Source organism: Paraburkholderia tropica (assembly GCF_914484835.1).
In the GTDB taxonomy this organism is placed as follows: domain Bacteria; phylum Pseudomonadota; class Gammaproteobacteria; order Burkholderiales; family Burkholderiaceae; genus Paraburkholderia; species Paraburkholderia tropica_A.
The window spans coordinates 139,710-156,479 of sequence record NZ_CAJZAR010000031.1 but is presented as its reverse complement, the minus strand read 5'-3'; the positions used below and the strand labels follow the sequence as shown (position 1 = coordinate 156,479).

Annotated in this window: 18 protein-coding genes; 6 read left to right on the top strand and 12 right to left on the bottom strand. The window is 65.2% G+C overall.

The genetic code is table 11. The features are described from left to right. Positions 1-38 precede the first annotated feature (38 nt). The 9 genes from LDO54_RS04970 to LDO54_RS04930 form a co-directional block, all read right to left on the bottom strand. Positions 39-1,049: an inorganic phosphate transporter gene (locus LDO54_RS04970; RefSeq protein WP_224007259.1), complete on the bottom strand. Its 1,011-nt coding sequence runs from the start codon at positions 1,047-1,049 to the stop codon at positions 39-41. Between the two features lie 10 nt (positions 1,050-1,059). Further along, entirely contained in the window at positions 1,060-1,686 is a 627-nt protein-coding gene (locus LDO54_RS04965) for a DUF47 domain-containing protein (protein ID WP_065060081.1), read from the bottom strand. Positions 1,687-1,865: 179 nt separating this feature from the next. Further along, positions 1,866-3,251 carry a replicative DNA helicase gene (locus LDO54_RS04960; RefSeq protein WP_224007257.1) on the bottom strand — a complete coding sequence of 462 codons (1,386 nt, stop codon included), beginning with the start codon at positions 3,249-3,251 and terminating at the stop codon, positions 1,866-1,868. 183 nt (positions 3,252-3,434) lie between these two features. Then, positions 3,435-3,887: a 50S ribosomal protein L9 gene (rplI, locus tag LDO54_RS04955; protein WP_224007255.1), complete on the bottom strand. Its 453-nt coding sequence runs from the start codon at positions 3,885-3,887 to the stop codon at positions 3,435-3,437. A 27-nt stretch (positions 3,888-3,914) separates the two neighbouring features. Then, positions 3,915-4,190, bottom strand: coding sequence for a 30S ribosomal protein S18 (gene rpsR, locus LDO54_RS04950; protein WP_028216787.1), 276 nt, complete (start codon positions 4,188-4,190; stop codon positions 3,915-3,917). A 2-nt stretch (positions 4,191-4,192) separates the two neighbouring features. Continuing rightward, complete coding sequence (gene priB, locus LDO54_RS04945) at positions 4,193-4,492, bottom strand: primosomal replication protein N (RefSeq protein WP_028204898.1); 300 nt, start codon at positions 4,490-4,492, stop codon at positions 4,193-4,195. A 45-nt stretch (positions 4,493-4,537) separates the two neighbouring features. Beyond that, positions 4,538-4,909, bottom strand: a complete 372-nt coding sequence (rpsF, locus tag LDO54_RS04940; RefSeq protein ID WP_224007253.1) for a 30S ribosomal protein S6 — start codon at positions 4,907-4,909, stop codon at positions 4,538-4,540. A 213-nt stretch (positions 4,910-5,122) separates the two neighbouring features. Further along, on the bottom strand, positions 5,123-6,070 hold the full coding sequence (locus LDO54_RS04935; RefSeq protein ID WP_224007251.1) for a zf-HC2 domain-containing protein: 948 nt from the start codon (positions 6,068-6,070) through the stop codon (positions 5,123-5,125). Next, complete coding sequence (locus LDO54_RS04930) at positions 6,060-6,941, bottom strand: RNA polymerase sigma factor (RefSeq protein ID WP_436975503.1); 882 nt, start codon at positions 6,939-6,941, stop codon at positions 6,060-6,062. The genes LDO54_RS04935 and LDO54_RS04930 overlap by 11 nt, the downstream gene beginning before the upstream one ends. A gap of 338 nt (positions 6,942-7,279) precedes the next feature. Between LDO54_RS04930 and LDO54_RS04925 the strand changes: the two genes are divergently transcribed. Then, positions 7,280-8,188 carry a metallophosphoesterase family protein gene (locus LDO54_RS04925; RefSeq protein ID WP_224007249.1) on the top strand — a complete coding sequence of 303 codons (909 nt, stop codon included), beginning with the start codon at positions 7,280-7,282 and terminating at the stop codon, positions 8,186-8,188. A gap of 64 nt (positions 8,189-8,252) precedes the next feature. Next, positions 8,253-8,645, top strand: a complete 393-nt coding sequence (locus tag LDO54_RS04920; protein WP_224007248.1) for a cupredoxin domain-containing protein — start codon at positions 8,253-8,255, stop codon at positions 8,643-8,645. A 26-nt stretch (positions 8,646-8,671) separates the two neighbouring features. On the opposite strand, the gene LDO54_RS04915 is transcribed toward LDO54_RS04920, so the two are convergent. After that, positions 8,672-9,583, bottom strand: coding sequence for a substrate binding domain-containing protein (locus LDO54_RS04915; RefSeq protein ID WP_224007247.1), 912 nt, complete (start codon positions 9,581-9,583; stop codon positions 8,672-8,674). A 178-nt stretch (positions 9,584-9,761) separates the two neighbouring features. On the opposite strand from LDO54_RS04915, the gene gcl reads away from it, so the two are divergent. The 4 genes from gcl to lysM all read left to right on the top strand — a co-directional run bounded on the left by gcl (position 9,762) and on the right by lysM (position 14,545). Next, a complete protein-coding gene (gene gcl / locus LDO54_RS04910; RefSeq protein ID WP_224007246.1) occupies positions 9,762-11,537 on the top strand; it encodes a glyoxylate carboligase in 1,776 nt (591 codons plus the stop codon). Between the two features lie 114 nt (positions 11,538-11,651). Beyond that, on the top strand, positions 11,652-12,449 hold the full coding sequence (gene hyi / locus LDO54_RS04905; protein WP_224007245.1) for a hydroxypyruvate isomerase: 798 nt from the start codon (positions 11,652-11,654) through the stop codon (positions 12,447-12,449). Between the two features lie 66 nt (positions 12,450-12,515). Beyond that, positions 12,516-13,439, top strand: a complete 924-nt coding sequence (locus tag LDO54_RS04900; RefSeq protein ID WP_356788760.1) for a 2-hydroxy-3-oxopropionate reductase — start codon at positions 12,516-12,518, stop codon at positions 13,437-13,439. Positions 13,440-14,044: 605 nt separating this feature from the next. Beyond that, entirely contained in the window at positions 14,045-14,545 is a 501-nt protein-coding gene (gene lysM / locus LDO54_RS04895) for a peptidoglycan-binding protein LysM (protein ID WP_224007243.1), read from the top strand. Positions 14,546-14,641: 96 nt separating this feature from the next. On the opposite strand, the gene LDO54_RS04890 is transcribed toward lysM, so the two are convergent. Together LDO54_RS04890 and LDO54_RS04885 are read right to left on the bottom strand one after the other, a co-directional pair. After that, entirely contained in the window at positions 14,642-15,685 is a 1,044-nt protein-coding gene (locus tag LDO54_RS04890; RefSeq protein WP_253074376.1) for an asparaginase, read from the bottom strand. 127 nt (positions 15,686-15,812) lie between these two features. Next, positions 15,813-16,739, bottom strand: a complete 927-nt coding sequence (locus LDO54_RS04885) for a CysB family HTH-type transcriptional regulator (protein WP_224007237.1) — start codon at positions 16,737-16,739, stop codon at positions 15,813-15,815. Positions 16,740-16,770: the final 31 nt, after the last annotated feature.

Below are 16,770 nucleotides of genomic sequence, written 5' to 3'. Positions count from 1 at the left end.
TTTTGCAACACGGAGGCCGCAGCCTCTCACGTCGGCTCTTACATCAGCCGATGGCCGATCCACCAGCCCGCCGCGGCGAGCGTGGCCGAAGCCGGAATGGTCAGCACCCAGGCCCACACGATGTTGCCTGCCACGCCCCAGCGCACGGCGCTGAGCTTTTGCGTCGCGCCCACGCCAACGATCGCGCCGGTAATGGTGTGCGTGGTGGACACGGGAATGCCGAGCCACGAAGCCGTGAACAGCGTGAGCGCCCCGCCCGCTTCCGCGCAGAAACCGCCCACGGGTTTGAGCTTGGTGATCTTCTGGCCCATCGTGCGCACGATGCGCCAGCCGCCGAACAGCGTGCCGATACCCATCGACAGATAGCAGCCGCCGATCACCCAGATGGGCGGCGCATCCGAGCCGATCGCCGAGTAACCGGTCGCGATCAGCAGCATCCAGATGATGCCGATGGTCTTCTGCGCGTCGTTACCGCCGTGGCCGAGGCTATAGAGGCCCGCCGAGACCAGCTGGAAGCGCCGGAATCGCCGGTCCACCTTGCTTGGTGGCGTGCGGAAATACAGCCACGACACCAGCAGCATGAACAACGAGCCGAGAATGAAACCGAGCAGCGGCGAAATGAAAATGAACGCCACGGTCTTCATCAGGCCGTCGAAGTTCAGCGAGTGCCAGCCCGACTTGGCGAGCGCCGCGCCCACGAGACCGCCGATCAGCGCGTGCGACGAGCTCGACGGAATGCCGTAGTACCACGTCAGCACGTTCCAGCCGATCGCGCCTATCAGCGCGCCGAACACCACGTAGTGGTCGACGATATCGGGGTCGATGGTGCCCTTGCCCACTGTCTGCGCCACCTTCAGGTGGAAGACGAAATAGGCGATCACGTTGAACATGGCTGCGAACGCCACCGCCTGCTGCGGTTTGAGGACGCCCGTGGACACGACGGTGGCGATGGAATTCGCCGCATCGTGAAAGCCATTCATGAAGTCGAAAATGAGCGCGATGGCGACGAGGGTCGCGACCACCCATAGCGCGAGTTGTATCGAATGCATCGTGATTTGCTCAGGCGTTCTCTAGCACGATGCCTTCGATGATGTTCGCGACATCCTCGCACTTGTCGGTGATCGCCTCGAGCAATTCGTAGATCGCCTTCAGCTTGATCAGGTTCTTGACGTCGTCTTCCTCGCGGAAGAGTTTCGAGATCGCGCCGCGCAGCAGGCGGTCGGCGTCCGACTCGAGGCGGTCGATGTCTTCGCACGCCTTCAGGATATCGCGCGCCTGCTTCATGTCGGAGAGCAGCGCCACGGCTGCCTGCACGCGCTCGGCCGACGCCGTGACCACGTGCGCGAGCTCGCTCGCCTCGGCCGTCACGGCCTGCACGTCGTACAGCGAAATGGCGGTGGCGACGTCTTCCATGAGGTCGAGGCAGTCGTCCATCGTCGTGATGAGCTTGTGGATCTCGTCGCGGTCGAGCGGCGTGATGAAGGTCTTGTGCAACAGGTCGATGCACTCGTGCGTGAGCTTGTCGGCGGCCTTTTCGGCGCTCTGCACGTTCTGTTTGTGGACTTCTGCGTCCGCCAGATTGTCGATCAGGAGCTCGAGCTCACGGCCAGCGGAAACGATGCACTTCGCGTGCGCATTGAAGATTTCGAAGAACTTGCCCTCGGTGGGCATGAATCGACCGAACATTGGGATCCCGGTAATTGGTCTCGGATTGCCGTCACAAAACAGCAAGATAGCCGTCATAAAACGGCAATATTGTAACGTCAGGAGGAAAGCGCCGCACTTGTCGACGGACACGGCAGCGGCATTTGCGCCACTATCGCGCATAAGCCGCCCGCCGCGTCTTGACAGTTCAGACTGCGCTCTTACTCGCTGCCGTAGAAGGTTTGCGCGCCGGCAAAATTGTCGAACTTCGTGTATTGACCATGGAACGTGAGCCGAACGGGACCAATCGGACCGTTACGCTGCTTACCGATAATGATCTCGGCGGTGCCCTTGTCGGGGCTGTCCGGGTTGTACACTTCGTCGCGGTAGATGAACAGGATCACGTCCGCATCCTGTTCGATTGCGCCCGATTCACGCAGGTCCGACATCACCGGGCGCTTGTTCGGACGCTGTTCGAGGCCGCGATTGAGCTGCGAGAGCGCGATCACGGGCACGTCGAGTTCCTTGGCCAGGCTCTTGAGCGAACGCGAGATTTCCGAAATTTCGGTCGCACGGTTTTCGCCGCTGCCCGAGCCGCTCATCAGCTGCAGGTAGTCGATGATGATGAGGCCGAGCTTGCCGCACTGGCGCGACAGGCGCCGCGCGCGCGAGCGCAGTTCCATCGGGTTCAGGCCGCCGGTTTCGTCGATGAAGATCTGCGCCTCGCTCATTTTCTGCACGGCGTGCGTGAGCTTCGGCCAATCCTCGTCGGTCAGGCGGCCCGTACGCATGCGGTGCTGGTCGAGGCGCCCCACCGAACCGAGCATACGCATGATGAGCTGCGTGCCCGGCATTTCCATCGAGAACACCGCGACCGGCAGGCCATATTCCACGGCCACGTATTCACCGACGTTCATCGAGAACGCGGTCTTACCCATCGACGGACGGCCTGCCACGATGATCAGCTCGCCGCCGTGCATGCCCGAAGTCATGCGGTCGAGGTCCATGAAGCCCGTGGGCGTGCCCGTCACGTCGCTCGGATTGGCCGTGTGATAGAGCGTGTCGATGCGCTCCACGACCTGCGTGAGCAGCGGCCCGATTTCGAGGAAGCCCTGCGTGCCGCGCGCGCCGTCTTCGGCGATCGAGAACACCTTGGCCTCGGCCTCGTCGAGCAGCTGGCGCACTTCCTTGCCCTGCGGGTTGAAGGCGTCGGAGGAAATTTCGTCGGCGACCGACACGAGGCGGCGCAGCACCGCGCGATCGCGCACGATTTCCGCGTAGCGGCGGATGTTCGCGGCGCTCGGCGTGTTCTGCGCGAGCGCGTTGAGGTAAGCGAGACCGCCCACATCCTCGGCCTTGCCCGAGGTGCCGAGCGATTCGAACACGGTCACCACGTCGGCGGGTCGCGCGGACGAGATCAGACGGCCGATATGCTCGAAGATCAGGCGGTGATCGTAGCGGTAGAAGTCGCTTTGCGAGAGGAAGTCGGCAATCCGGTCCCAGGCGCCGTTATCCAGCAGCAGGCCGCCGAGCACCGATTGTTCGGCTTCGATCGAATGCGGCGGGACTTTCAGCGACTCGAGTTGGGGATCTTTCGGAGCGTTCATGGAGGGCAATTATCGGACAGCGGGCGGGCGCTCACAAGCTTCAAAAAGTGCAAAAAGCGTGTGCAACAAGCGAAGGCAATGAGCGCGCAACAAAAAAGGCAGAAGCCCTGCGGCTCCTGCCTTTCTTGTTCTTTGCGACGTAGAACGGCGCGAACACGCGGTCCGTGAGGACCGCATGCGTGCTTAGGCGTGTTCGCCTTGCACCGACACCGTGATGTCGACGAGCACGTCCGTGTGCAGTGCAACTTGCACCGAATGGTCGCCAACGATCTTCAGCGGGCCTTCCGGCAGACGCACTTGCATCTTTTCCACTGCGAAGCCTTGCTTCGTGAGCGCTTCGGCGATGTCCGCGTTCGTGACCGAACCGAACAGACGGCCGTCGACGCCGGCCTTCTGGCCGATCTGAACGGTCAGGCCGCTCAGCTTTTCGCCTTCGCCTTGTGCAGCTGCCAGCTTTTCAGCGGCGGCCTTTTCGAGTTCAGCGCGGCGAACTTCGAATTCAGCGATTGCGTCCTTCGTTGCGCGGCGAGCCTTCTTGTTCGGGATCAGGAAGTTACGTGCGTAACCGTCCTTCACCTTGACGATGTCGCCGAGGTTGCCCAGGTTGACGACTTTTTCCAGAAGAATGATCTGCATTCAATTGCTCCTTGTAGCGTCGTCTTATTAGGCCTTGTGCTGGTCGGTGTACGGCATCAGCGCGAGGAAACGCGCGCGCTTGATAGCCGTGTCCAGCTGACGCTGATAGTGGGCCTTCGTACCCGTCAGACGAGCCGGCGTGATCTTGCCGTTTTCGCCGATGAAGTCCTTCAGCGTTTCGATGTCCTTGTAGTCGATCTGATCGACGCCAGCAGCCGTGAAGCGGCAGAACTTCTTGCGCTTGAAGAGCGGGTTTTGTTGTTGACGACGCTTGTCGAATTTCTTACCAGTCGGGCGGGGCATGATTAGTCCTTTCCTGTACCTTGCATTTCGGTGATGTGAAACACCAGGGTTCGCGCATTGCGGTGCTTTTTCGCCAGAAAACCGGTGAAGAGCGCTTCCACGCCCATCTCGCAGCTTTCGACCAGACCGCAGGCCTTGCCGGCCGCCACCGCGGGCATCGTGAGTTCGACGAATCGGGGAATACCCGCTTCGACGACTTCCGTGCGGTGCTGCAACGTAACGCTGGCAATCGGAACGCCGGCGGGGGTATACCGCACCGGTTCGCGTTCGACGACGCTAGCCGTGAGTTGCAGCCTGTTCACGCAGTGTGCTTAAGCAAGAGAGCTCGAATCCTGATGGCTTGTGTATTAAGCCTGCGCTTCGGTCGGCTGAGCAGCCGCCTTCTTGGCTTCTTCGCGCTGCACTTCCTTCATCATCGGCGACGGGCCTGCTTCGGCCTTCTTCATCTTGACGATGAGGTGACGCAGAACAGCGTCGTTGAACTTGAACGCGTGTTCCAGTTCGTCGAGCGTAGTCTGGTCGCATTCGATGTTCATGCAGACGTAGTGAGCCTTCGCGAGTTTCTCGATCATGTAGGCCAGTTGGCGACGGCCCCAGTCTTCGATACGGTGGATCTGGCCACCGTGCGACGTGATCGTGCTCTTGTAACGCTCGATCATTGCGGGCACTTGCTCGCTTTGATCGGGGTGCACGATGAAGACGATTTCGTAATGACGCATATTCACTCCTTGTGGATTAAAGCCACCCGGGCGTCGGAACCGGTGCGGCAAGTGAGAAGCCGAAGATTGTAGCGCGATCGGGCTACGTGCGCAACCGCCATCATGCATCGGCGATCTGATTCGGGCGTGTTTTCAAGGACTTGCGCGGTTGGCGCGGTGAGTTGAACCATGCCGGACCACGCGGGGGCCGCGCGGATCACCGCAAAACGCGCCCTAGCCCCCGCTTCCGCCGCCCGCGAGCCGTGCGTCGAGCGCGGCGCGCAGGCCGACGAGCGCATCCGGCCCCGCATCGGTCACGGCCCACCACGTCATGCCGCCCGCCTGCCAATGCGCGAGCGCGTAGCCGTCGTCGCGCGGCGGCGCGGCGGCGTCCGCCTGCGGCCCGGACGTGCCCGGCGGGAACACATAGACATCGATCACGTGCTTGCGGAACCGGTACACGAGCACCGCGACGCGCTCGCGCCCCACATAGTCGAGCCGACCGCCGACGAGCGGAAAACCCTGAGCGTCGAGATCCTCGACGGGCGGCGCATAGTCGATGCGGCCGTTGAACCACGGCTTCACCGTATGGCGGTCGGTCGAGATCACGTCGAGGTCGCGGCCCGAGATCTGCGCGCGCACGTGGCTCGCCACGAGTTCGTCGACGAAGGCGCCGGTTGCCGCGGGCTCACGCAGATGCAGCGCCGCGACCAGACCCAATGCGCCCAGCGCGAGCACGCCCAGCGCGGACCACGCGAAGGCCGGCGCGCGCGCGCCCGTGGCCGGCGCGCCGCCCGCTGCGCCGGATCCGCCAAATGCACCGAATCCACCGAATCCGCCGAAAGACGGCCACCGCCATCCTGCGAACCCTGCCTTTTTGCCGTCCTCGGCGCGGGTGGGTTTCGCGACGCGAGCGTCATCGTCGGCGACCATGCGCGGCGCGGGTTCCGGGTTCGGCGCGTCGAGCGGCGGCAACGCCGCCACGATGCGCGCGGCCAGATCCGGCGGCGCGCGATGGTAAGGCGCGGCGCGCGCCGTTCGCGAAATCGCCTGAACGACGTCCGCCGCGTCGCGGCATGGCGCACAGCCGCTCAGATGCTCGCGCACGCGCCATTCGTCGGCGGCGGACAGTTCCCGGTCGACGCTCGCATCGAGCAGCGGGCGCGCTTCATCACAGTTCATCTGGCGCCTCCGTCGTCGGCGTGACATGAGTAGAAGCCGCGCGGGTGCCCATGAGAGGCCCCGCAACGGGCGAAGTCGACGGCTCGGGATGTCCGCCGTCGACGGCCGGCTCCTCGCGGAACCGGCCGTCTGGCCCCCGGCCGGATGGTCCCGACGCTTTGCTGCTGCCCCCGAAATCGGTCTTGCGGTCGTGCGCGGCGGCGTCGGGCTGTGGCCCGGATTTCGACGCGGATTTCGGCCCGCACTTCGGCCCGCACTGCGCGCCGGACTGCGCGCCCACCGACGCGCCCCGCCCTTGCTGGGCCGCCAGCATCGCCGCGAGCCGTTTGCGGCCGCGCGCGAGACGCGACATCACCGTGCCCACCGGCACGTCGATGACCGTGGCGATCTCGCGATAGCCCATTTCCTCCAGTTCGCGCAGCACCAGCACTTCGCGATACTCGACCGGCAGACGCTGCAGCGCGTCCTGCACGCGGCGCGTGTCCTCGGCGCGGATCGCGAGCGTTTCCGGGTCGATGCTGCCGGTGTCCCAGCCGTCGGGTGGCGTGTCGTCGCGCAACTCGTCGAACGGCGCCACTTCCTCGGCGCCCGCGCGCCGACGCCACTCGTCGTACCAGACCCGCCGCACGATCGCGAGCAGCCAGGGGCGCGCCTGCTCGCCGCGAAACGTGTCGAAGAAACGGAACGCGCGCAGAAACGCTTCCTGCACGATGTCCTCGGCGTCGCCGGGATTGCGCGACAGCCAGCGCGCGAGGTTGTACGCGGCATCGAGATGCGGCAGCGCGAGCGCCTGAAAACGCCCGCTGCGCGCCGCCATTTCCTGGCTGCTGCGCTGCGCCTCGTCGTGCTGCCCGTTCGCGGTTTCGCCCACCTCGTCCCCTCGTGCGCCACGCTCATCGTCTTGCCCGCACTGCGGCCGTGCGTCGGCCATGCGTCGGCCATGCATCGGCCGTGCGCTTCGAACACCGCTCGCCACAACCCGCCACACCTCGACTGCACCGTGTCCGCAGGTTCATTCCGCCGTCCGCGACACGTCCGCCTCACATCGGCATTACCGGCTCCACAGGCAGTTTATTCCCGCGAATCGGCCGCGAAATCAAAAATAAATCGGGAATGGAAGCGGGCTGAAACCGGTAAGACAGTCACGCGCAAACGCAATTGCCCTGCAGCCCGACCACCCCGCGCGCGCCCATCCACGAGGAGACCGTCATGCCGACCACCCCCGCGCCGCTCTCGCGGCGTCATTTCCTGAAGCTGGCCGCGCTCGGCGGCGGCGCCGTGTTCGCCTCGGCCCTGCCCGGCTGGGCCGCGGGCCAGGCGGCCGGCCACGCCGACTTCTTCTTCGTCCAGCTCTCCGACGCCCATTGGGGCTTCGAAGGCCCGGCCATCAACCCGGACGCGAAAGGCACGCTGCCCAAGGCCATCGCCGCCGTCAACGCGCTGCCCGCCACGCCCGATTTCGTCGTCTTCACGGGCGACCTCACGCACACCACCGACGACCCCGCCGTGCGCCGCGCGCGCATGCGCGAGTTCCAGCAGATCGTCGCTGGCCTGCGCGTGAAGCCGCTCTATCTGATGCCCGGCGAGCACGATGCGAGTCTCGACAACGGCGAGGCGTTTCGCGAGATCTTCGGCGCGACGCACTACACCTTCGACCATCGCGGCGTGCATTTCATCGTGCTCGACAACGTCTCGGACCCGGCGGGCCGCATCGGCGACGCGCAACTCGCCTGGCTCGCCGACGATCTCGGCCGCCAGCGCGAGGACGCGCGCATCGTCGTCTTCACGCATCGGCCGCTGTTCGATCTCGCGCCGCAATGGGACTGGGCCACGCGCGACGGCGCGCAGGCCATCGCGCTGCTGCAGAAGCACGCGAATGTCACGGTGTTCTATGGCCACATTCATCAGGAGAACCACACGATGACGGGCTCGGTCTCGCATCACGCCGCGCGCTCGCTGATGTTCGCGCTGCCCGCGCCGATGTCGCAGCCCAAGCGTCTGCCGGTGCCGTGGGACGCGGCCGCGCCGTACAAGGGGCTCGGCTGGCGCAGCGTCGACGTGAATGGCGCGCCGGGCGCCTTTGCGCTCACCGAGGTGCCGATCCGCGAGATCGGCTGAACGTCCCGACATCGCACGACATCGCACGACATCGCACGAAAGCGAACGAAACCAGGAGACCACCATGCTGAAACTTCATCGTTTGCGCGCGCGCGAGCCGCGCCTTGCGCGCCGCCGCTGGCTCGCGCTCGCCGCCGCGACTGTGGGCGCCACGGCACTGCTGCGTGTGGACGCGCAGGCCGCGCCGCGCGTCATCCAGGTTCACGCGCGCCGCTTCGTGTTCACGCCCGATCACATCGCGCTCGCGCCGCACGAGAGCGTGGTGTTCGAGATCACGTCGCAGGACACGACGATGGGCTTCTCGATTCCGCAGTACGGCGTGCGCGCCGACGTGCCGCCCGGCAGCGTCGTCAAGCTCGCGGCCACGGCGGGCGATGCGGGCACCGTGCAGTTTCTCTGCGACATCTTCTGCGGCTCGGGCCACGAGACGATGAACGGCGTGATCGTGGTGGGCTGAAAAAGCGGCCGGTGCGATGCGGCCGCTTAAAAGTCCTCGGTCCAGTAACCGGGCCGCGAATACACCGCCTTCAGATAATCGATGAAATAGCGCACCTTGGCCGGCACATAGCGCTGCTGCGGATACACGGCGAGGATGTCGTAATCGGGCAGCGCGTAGTCGTCGAGCACGGTCTCCAGTTCGCCGCGCGCGAGCTGGGCGTCGATCTCCCACGTGGAGCGCCAGCCGAGCCCCAGGCCTTCCGTGACCCAGCGGTGCAGCAGCTCGCCGTCGTTGCAGTCGAGATTGCCGCCCACACGCACGGTCGCGAGCTTGCCGTTGCGGCGGAAATACCAGCCGCGGTTTTGCCCGCCTTGCAGGTTGAACGCGAGGCAATTGTGGCCCGGCAGATCTTCGAGCGCCTTCGGCCGGCCGTGCTTGCGGAAATACTCGGGCGTGCCGCACACCACGCGCCGGTTCGAGGCCAGCTTCACGGCGACGAAATTCGGATCGACCGAGCCGCCGATGCGAATCGACAGGTCGTAACCCTCGCGCACCAGATCGACCACGCGGTCGGTCAGGTTGAACGAGACCTGCAGCTCCGGCTTGTCGGCGAGAAATGCGGGCGCGAGCGGCGCGACGTGCTTGCGCCCGAACGCGGCGGGCGCCGAGACGATCAGATGCCCGTTGACCACGCGCCGCCCCGCCGACAACTCGTTCTCCGCCTGCTCCCATTCCGCCAGCAGCCCGCGGCAGCGCTCCAGAAACGCGGCGCCCTCCTCGCTGACCACGAGCCGCCGCGTCGAGCGGTACATGAGCTTCACGCCGAGGCGCTTTTCCAGCGCGTCGATCCGGCGTCCGAGAATCACGGGCGACACGCCCTCCTCCAGCGCCGCCGCCGCGAGGCTGCCCGCCTCCGCGACGCGCACGAAAGTCTCGATCTGCTTGAAGCGGTCCATCGCCTGTCTCCTCGTTGTGCCTGCGCCGCCGGTCCACTCCCGATTCATTCCATACTTTTTGTATCGGAATAAGCGACCCGGACTGATCTTATCAAACCTTTCCTGCGAGCCTACAGTGATCCTCAAGCGCAGTATTCATCGGCCTGTTCAGGTCATCGCAACATTGAGGAGACATTTCATGGCCAAAATGAGAGCCGTCGACGCCGCCGTGCTGGTGCTCGAAAAAGAAGGCATCGACACCGCTTTCGGCGTGCCGGGCGCCGCCATCAATCCGTTTTATTCGGCGCTCAAGAAAGCCGGCGGCATCACGCACGTGCTGGCGCGCCACGTCGAGGGCGCCTCGCACATGGCCGAAGGCTACACGCGCGCCGCGCCGGGCAATATCGGCGTGTGCATCGGCACCTCGGGTCCGGCGGGCACCGACATGATCACGGGCCTCTACTCCGCCCAGGCCGACTCGATTCCGATCCTCGCGATCACGGGTCAGGCGCCGCGCGCGCGTCTGTACAAGGAAGACTTCCAGGCCGTCGATATCGAGTCGATCGCCAAGCCCGTCACCAAGTGGGCCGTGACCGTGCGCGAGCCGGCGCTGGTGCCGCGCGTGTTCCAGCAGGCCTTCCATCTGATGCGCTCGGGCCGTCCGGGTCCGGTGCTGGTCGATCTGCCGATCGATGTGCAGCTCGCCGAAATCGAATTCGACATCGACCTGTACGAGCCGCTGCCGGTCTACAAGCCGAAGGCGTCGCGCAAGCAGATCGAAGCCGCGCTCGAACTGCTCAACGCGAGCGAGAAACCGCTGATCGTCTCGGGCGGCGGAGTGCTCAACGCGGCGGCCGAAGACCTGCTCGTGCAGTTCGCCGAAACCGTGGGCGTGCCCGTGATTCCGACGCTGATGTCGTGGGGCGCCATCGCCGACGACCATCCGCTCATGGCAGGCATGGTCGGCCTGCAAACCTCGCATCGCTACGGCAACGCGACGATGCTCGCCTCCGACTTCGTGCTCGGCATCGGCAACCGCTGGGCCAACCGTCATACGGGCAGCGTCGAGGTCTACACGAAGGGCCGCAAGTTCGTGCACGTCGACATCGAACCGACGCAGATCGGCCGCGTGTTCGGCCCGGATCTCGGCATCGTCTCGGACGCGAAGGCCGCGCTCGAACTGTTCGTCGAAGTCGCCAAGGAATGGAAGGCCGCGGGCAAGCTCAAGGACCGCAGCGCATGGGTGGCCGACTGCCAGCAGCGCAAGGCCACGATGCATCGCAAGACGCACTTCGACAACGCGCCGATCAAGCCGCAGCGCGTCTACGAGGAAATGAACAAGGCGTTCGGCCGCGATACCTGCTACGTGAGCACGATCGGTCTCTCGCAGATCGCGGGCGCGCAGTTCCTGCACGTCTACAAGGCGCGCAACTGGATCAACTGCGGCCAGGCGGGCCCGCTCGGCTGGACGATTCCGGCGGCGCTGGGCGTGCGCGCGGCCGATCCGACGCGCCCCATCGTGGCGCTCTCGGGCGACTACGACTTCCAGTTCATGATCGAGGAACTGGCCGTGGGCGCGCAGTTCAAGCTGCCCTACGTGCACGTGCTGGTGAACAACTCGTATCTGGGCCTGATCCGCCAGGCGCAGCGCCAGTTCGACATGGACTTCTGCGTGCAGCTTGCGTTCGAGAACATCAACGCGCCGGAAGTGAACGGCTATGGCGTCGATCACAAGACCGTGGTCGAAGGCCTCGGCTGCAAGGCGCTGCGCGTGTTCAAGCCCGAGGAGATCGCTCCGGCGCTCAAGCAGGCGCAATCGATGGCCGCGGAGTTCAGCGTGCCGGTGGTCGTCGAAGTGATTCTCGAACGCGTGACCAATATTGCAATGGGCACCGAGATCGACGCGATCAACGAGTTCGAGGAACTCGCCGAGAAGCCGGAACACGCGCCGACGGCCGTTGCTCTGCAATCCTGATGAATGGACGTTTGACTTTCGCTGTGCTTCCGTAGTGCTTCCACCCGCTTTTCGCGCTCAGCCCTGATGCGCGAAAAGCGGACGCTCCCACCCTGACCGACCCGCGAGACACACATGCCGAAATTCGCCGCGAACCTCACCATGCTGTTCAACGAAGTGCCGTTTCTCGACCGCTTTGCCGCGGCCGCCGAGGCGGGCTTCGACGCCGTGGAATTCCTGTTTCCGTATCCGTACAAGGCCGCCGAACTGGTCGAGCGCCTGAACGAGCACGATCTCAAGCTCGTGCTGCACAACCTGCCGGCCGGCAACTGGGAAGCCGGCGAGCGCGGCATCGCCTGCCTGCCCGATCGCAAGGGCGAATTCAAGGAAGGCGTAGGACGCGCGATCGAATACGCCAAGGCGCTGCGCGTGCCGCAGCTGAACTGCCTCGTCGGTATTCCGACGGCGGGCATCGACCGCGACACCGCGCTCGCGACCATCGTCGAGAACCTGCGCTACGCAGCGGGCGAACTCAAGCGCGAAGGCATTCGTCTGCTGGTCGAGCCGTGCAACAGCTACGACATTCCGGGCTTCGCGCTGAACCGCTCGGCCGAAGGTCTGGACGTGATCGAGCAAGTCGGCTCGGACAATCTGTTCCTGCAGTACGACATCTATCACATGCAGCGCATGGAAGGCGAACTCGCCGCGACCATCAAGAAGCAGTTCGCGAAGATCGCCCACATCCAGCTCGCCGACAACCCGGGCCGCAACGAGCCGGGCACGGGCGAGATCCACTATCCGTTCCTGTTCGATCTGCTCGATACGCTCGGCTACGAGGGCTACGTCGGCTGCGAATACAAGCCGAAAGCGGCCACCGTCGACGGCCTCGGCTGGCTGCGCAGCGCGCAGCAACGCGCCGCCGAACTGGCCTGATTTCGCCCGATTGCGCCTGATCGCGCACCGCACATACATCGACACATCGAACCGCATTCGACTCAACTGGAGACAACACAGATGGCAAAGATTGGTTTTATCGGCCTCGGCATCATGGGCGCGCACATGGCGCGCAACCTTCTGAAGGGCGGCCACACGCTCGCCGTCAACGGCAAGTATCCGGTGCCCGACGATCTGCGCACGCAGACGACCGTGGTCGCCGACTCGACCGCCGTCGCGCAGGTTTCGGACGTGATCATCGTGATGGTGCCGGACACGCCCGACGTGCAGAACGTCCTGTTCGCCGACGACGGCGTGGCCAAGGGTCTCTCGGCCGGCAAGCTCGTGATCGACATGAGCTCGATCTCGCCGCTCGAAACGCAGCAGTTCGCGAAGCAGATCAACGCGCTCGGCTGCGATTATCTCGACGCGCCGGTCTCGGGCGGCGAAGTCGGCGCGCGCGACGCCACGCTGTCGATCATGGTCGGCGGCCCGGAGAAGGCCTTCAACCAGGCCAAGCCGCTGTTCGAGATCATGGGCAAGAACATCTCGCTCGTCGGCGACAACGGCGCGGGCCAGACGACCAAGGTCGCGAACCAGATCATCGTCGCGCTGAACATCGAGGCCGTGGCCGAGGCGCTGCTGTTCGCCGCGCGTTCGGGCGCCGATCCCGAGCGCGTGCGCAAGGCGCTGATGGGCGGTTTCGCGTCGTCGCGCATTCTCGAAGTGCACGGCGAGCGCATGACGAAGCGCACGTTCAATCCGGGCTTCCGCATCGAGCTGCACCAGAAGGATCTGAACCTCGCGATCGACGGCGCGCGCAAGCTGGGCATCGCCCTGCCGCACACGGCGAGCGCGCAGCAACTGTTCAGCGTGTGTGCGGCAAACGGCGGCAAGGCCTGGGATCACTCGGCGATGATCCGTGCGCTCGAAATCATGGCGAACTTCGAAATCGCGCAGGCACCGGAAGCGCAGGCGAAGGCGGCCTGAGCGACGCCTGACGGCACAGGTTCCGCAACAGGGGAACGATGAAGTCGACGTGAACCGGCAGGCGATGCGTGCGGAGCAGACGTGCGCATCGCCCGTCGAACAAAAAAGAACGAGCAAGAACGATAAGAAACACCTGCAGAACCACGCATACGCATTCAGGCTGGCGCGAAAGACGCGATAACGACGCGACAACGTCAACGCAACAACATCGCACGCGACAGCCATCGGTGGGGCGCTTCGTGGCGGCGGCAACCGCTGCGGGGCAAATCGGGGCCGCTCTGGGCTGAGGGCGGCCAGTGGGGTCCGAAAGCGGCACTCGGCGACGACGGGGAAGCCTTGGTCGGTCAGACGTCGTCACCGGGTGTCCGCCTGTCGGATGGCCGCGCCCTGCCCTTGCACGCGGCCCTTGCCCCTGCGCGCGCGCAACGCCCGCGCCGCGTTTCACAATCTTTTACCTCCTCGCGCTGGACGCTTTCGCATCCGCGTTTCTAGAATCGTGCTTTCATTCGTGTGTCACGCCGGCAGCGCAAGGTGAACGCGCAGGTCAACGCGCAACTGGCTGCGTGGTCACTCAATCAACCCCCAGCACGTGAGGAGTCTGATCGATGGGCATTATCAATTTCATCAAGGAAGCCGGCGAAAAACTGTTCGGCTCGGCCTCCGCACCGGCGCAAGCCGCCGAACCCGCCGCCGCTCCGGCAGCGAATCTCGCGGACCTGAACCAGAAGGCCGGCGACGCGATCGCGGCCTATATCCGCTCGCAGGGCCTCGACGCCGACAATCTCGGCGTGACCTACGACGGCGTCTCGCACACCGTGACCGTCACGGGCAACGCCGCCGATCAGCCCACCAAGGAAAAGATTCTCGTGGCCGCGGGCAACGTGCAGAACGTCGACAAGGTCGACGACCAGTTGACCGTCACGAATCCCGCGCCCGAAGCGCAGCACCACACGGTGGTCTCGGGCGACAACCTCTGGAAGATCGCCGAAAAGTACTACGGCAGCGGCGCGAAGAACGACGTCATCTTCCAGGCGAACACGCCGATGCTCAAGAGCCCGGACAAGATCTATCCGGGCCAGGTGCTCGTGATTCCGCCGCTGCAATAAGCCACGCGGCCGGAAAAGAAACGGGCCTTGCGGAGCGATCCGCAAGGCCCGTTTTTCATGGTGCGCGAGTCAGCGCAGCGCCGCCATCCGCTGTGATCAGTACGTATCGAACACGCGCTGCAAGGCGTCCTTCTGCGTGCTGCCCGTCGCGAGCGCGAGCATCAGCAGCACACGCGCCTTGTACGGGCTCAGCGTGCCCGCCGAAATGAAGCCGAGCGCGTCGTCCTTCGCCGCGCCGTTGTGCATCACGTGCCCCGAGCCCACGCGCGACGCGCGCACCACGGCCACGCCTTGCGCCGCCGCGTCGGCGAGCGCCTGCTGGAGCGTCGCGTGAATCGAGCCGTTGCCCGTGCCCGCCACGACGATGCCGCGCACGCCCGCGCTCACGAGCGCGTCCACGGCGATGCGCGACACGCCGGCATAGCTCGTGACGATTTCGACCTGCGGCCACTGCGCGGCTGTTTCGTCGACAACCGCGAACGGCGTATCGAGCGTATGCGGACGCAGCGCGCGGCGCTGAAAGTCCACACGACCGTCCTGCACCCAGCCCAGCGCGCCGATCTCGGGCGACTGGAACGCATCGACGGCATAGGTGCTGATCTTCGCGACATCGCGCGCGCAATGCATGCGGTTGTTGAACGCGACGAGCACGCCCTGCCCGCCCGCCTGACCGCTCGCGGCGACCGTCACGGCGTTGAGCAGATTGAGCGGACCGTCCGCCGAGAGCGCGGACGCCGGCCGCATCGCCGCCGTGAGAATCACCGGCTTGGCGCTTTTCACGGTCAGATGCAGCAGATACGCGGTTTCTTCGAGCGTGTCGGTGCCGTGCGTGATCACCACGCCGTCGATGTCGTCGCTGGCGAGCAAGGCGTTCACGCGCTGCGCGAGCGTGGCCCAGAGCGCGAAGGACATGTCCTTGCTGTCGACGCTCGCGACCTCCTCGGCATGGATCTGCGCGACGGCGTCGAGGCCCGGCACGGCGGCCAGCAGCTGCGCGACGCCGATCACGCCGGCCTGATAGCCCGCCGTGTTGGCCGCGTCGGGCGCGGAACCGGCGATGGTGCCGCCCGTGGCGAGCACCGCGATGCGCGGCAGCGCCGAAGCGCCGGCCGCGTTCTGGGAGGAAGAGGAGGTAGTCATGGCGGCGATTTTAAGCGATCCGCCCGGCGCCGCCATCGGGTCCAATAGCCGGGTCTAATAGCCGGACCCGATGGCCGGACTTCGCGCACGCCCGTTCATGATCGGCGAACGCGCGCGATTCCGATCCTCACACCACTTCGCGCAACTGGCTCGCGATCTGCTGCTCGGTCAGTTGCGGCGCGAACATCTCGATCAGCCTGTACGCGTACTGACGCAGGAACGCGCCCTTGCGCAGACCCACGCGCGTCGTGCTCGCCTCGAACAGATGCTGGGTGTCGAGCGCCACGAGTTCGCTGTCGCGCTTCGGATCGTAGGCCATCGCCGCCACCACGCCCACGCCCATGCCGAGTTCGACATAGGTCTTGATCACGTCCGCATCGATGGCGGTCAGCACCACGTCGGGCACCACGCCCGCTTTCGCGAACGCCTGGTCGATGTGCGAGCGGCCCGTGAAGTCCTGGTCATAGGTGATGATCGGATATTCGGAGACGTCTTCGAGCGTGAAATTCTCGCGGCCCACGAGCGGGTGCGTCTTCGGCACGACCACCACGTGATGCCACGAATAGCACGGGAACGTCACGATATCGGGGAAGCGGTCGAGCGCCTCGGTCGAGATGCCGATATCGGCCTCGCCGTTGATGATCATCTGCGCGATCTGCTGCGGATTGCCCTGACGCAGCGCCAGATGCACCTTCGGAAACACTTCGCGGAACTGGTGCACGACCTTCGGCAGCGCATAACGCGCCTGCGTGTGGGTCGTCGCCACGACGAGGTGGCCGCTGTCCTGATCGGCGAACTGGCGCGCCACGCGGCGCAGGTTCTCCGCGTCGAGCAGCATGCGCTCGATCAGCTGATGCACGGCCTTGCCCGGCTCCGTGAGACCCGTGAGGCGCTTGCCGCGTCGAATGAAGATGTCGACGCCCAGCTCGTCCTCCAGATCCTTGATCTGCTTCGAGACGCCCGACTGCGACGTGTAGAGCACGTTCGCCACTTCGGTCAGGTTCATGTTCTGCCGCACGGCCTCGCGCACGAAACGCAACTGCTGAAAATTCATGTTCTTCTCTCCGACTGCCGACCGTTTATTG

Coding starts and splice junctions, on each gene's coding strand:
- LDO54_RS04970 (WP_224007259.1), bottom strand. CDS start 1,049: ATGCATTCGATACAACTCGCGCTATGGGTGGTCGCGACCCTCGTCGCC.
- LDO54_RS04965 (WP_065060081.1), bottom strand. CDS start 1,686: ATGTTCGGTCGATTCATGCCCACCGAGGGCAAGTTCTTCGAAATCTTC.
- LDO54_RS04960 (WP_224007257.1), bottom strand. CDS start 3,251: ATGAACGCTCCGAAAGATCCCCAACTCGAGTCGCTGAAAGTCCCGCCG.
- rplI (WP_224007255.1), bottom strand. CDS start 3,887: ATGCAGATCATTCTTCTGGAAAAAGTCGTCAACCTGGGCAACCTCGGC.
- rpsR (WP_028216787.1), bottom strand. CDS start 4,190: ATGCCCCGCCCGACTGGTAAGAAATTCGACAAGCGTCGTCAACAACAA.
- rpsF (WP_224007253.1), bottom strand. CDS start 4,909: ATGCGTCATTACGAAATCGTCTTCATCGTGCACCCCGATCAAAGCGAG.
- LDO54_RS04935 (WP_224007251.1), bottom strand. CDS start 6,070: ATGAACTGTGATGAAGCGCGCCCGCTGCTCGATGCGAGCGTCGACCGG.
- LDO54_RS04925 (WP_224007249.1), top strand. CDS start 7,280: ATGCCGACCACCCCCGCGCCGCTCTCGCGGCGTCATTTCCTGAAGCTG.
- LDO54_RS04920 (WP_224007248.1), top strand. CDS start 8,253: ATGCTGAAACTTCATCGTTTGCGCGCGCGCGAGCCGCGCCTTGCGCGC.
- LDO54_RS04915 (WP_224007247.1), bottom strand. CDS start 9,583: ATGGACCGCTTCAAGCAGATCGAGACTTTCGTGCGCGTCGCGGAGGCG.
- gcl (WP_224007246.1), top strand. CDS start 9,762: ATGGCCAAAATGAGAGCCGTCGACGCCGCCGTGCTGGTGCTCGAAAAA.
- hyi (WP_224007245.1), top strand. CDS start 11,652: ATGCCGAAATTCGCCGCGAACCTCACCATGCTGTTCAACGAAGTGCCG.
- lysM (WP_224007243.1), top strand. CDS start 14,045: ATGGGCATTATCAATTTCATCAAGGAAGCCGGCGAAAAACTGTTCGGC.
- LDO54_RS04890 (WP_253074376.1), bottom strand. CDS start 15,685: ATGACTACCTCCTCTTCCTCCCAGAACGCGGCCGGCGCTTCGGCGCTG.
- LDO54_RS04885 (WP_224007237.1), bottom strand. CDS start 16,739: ATGAATTTTCAGCAGTTGCGTTTCGTGCGCGAGGCCGTGCGGCAGAAC.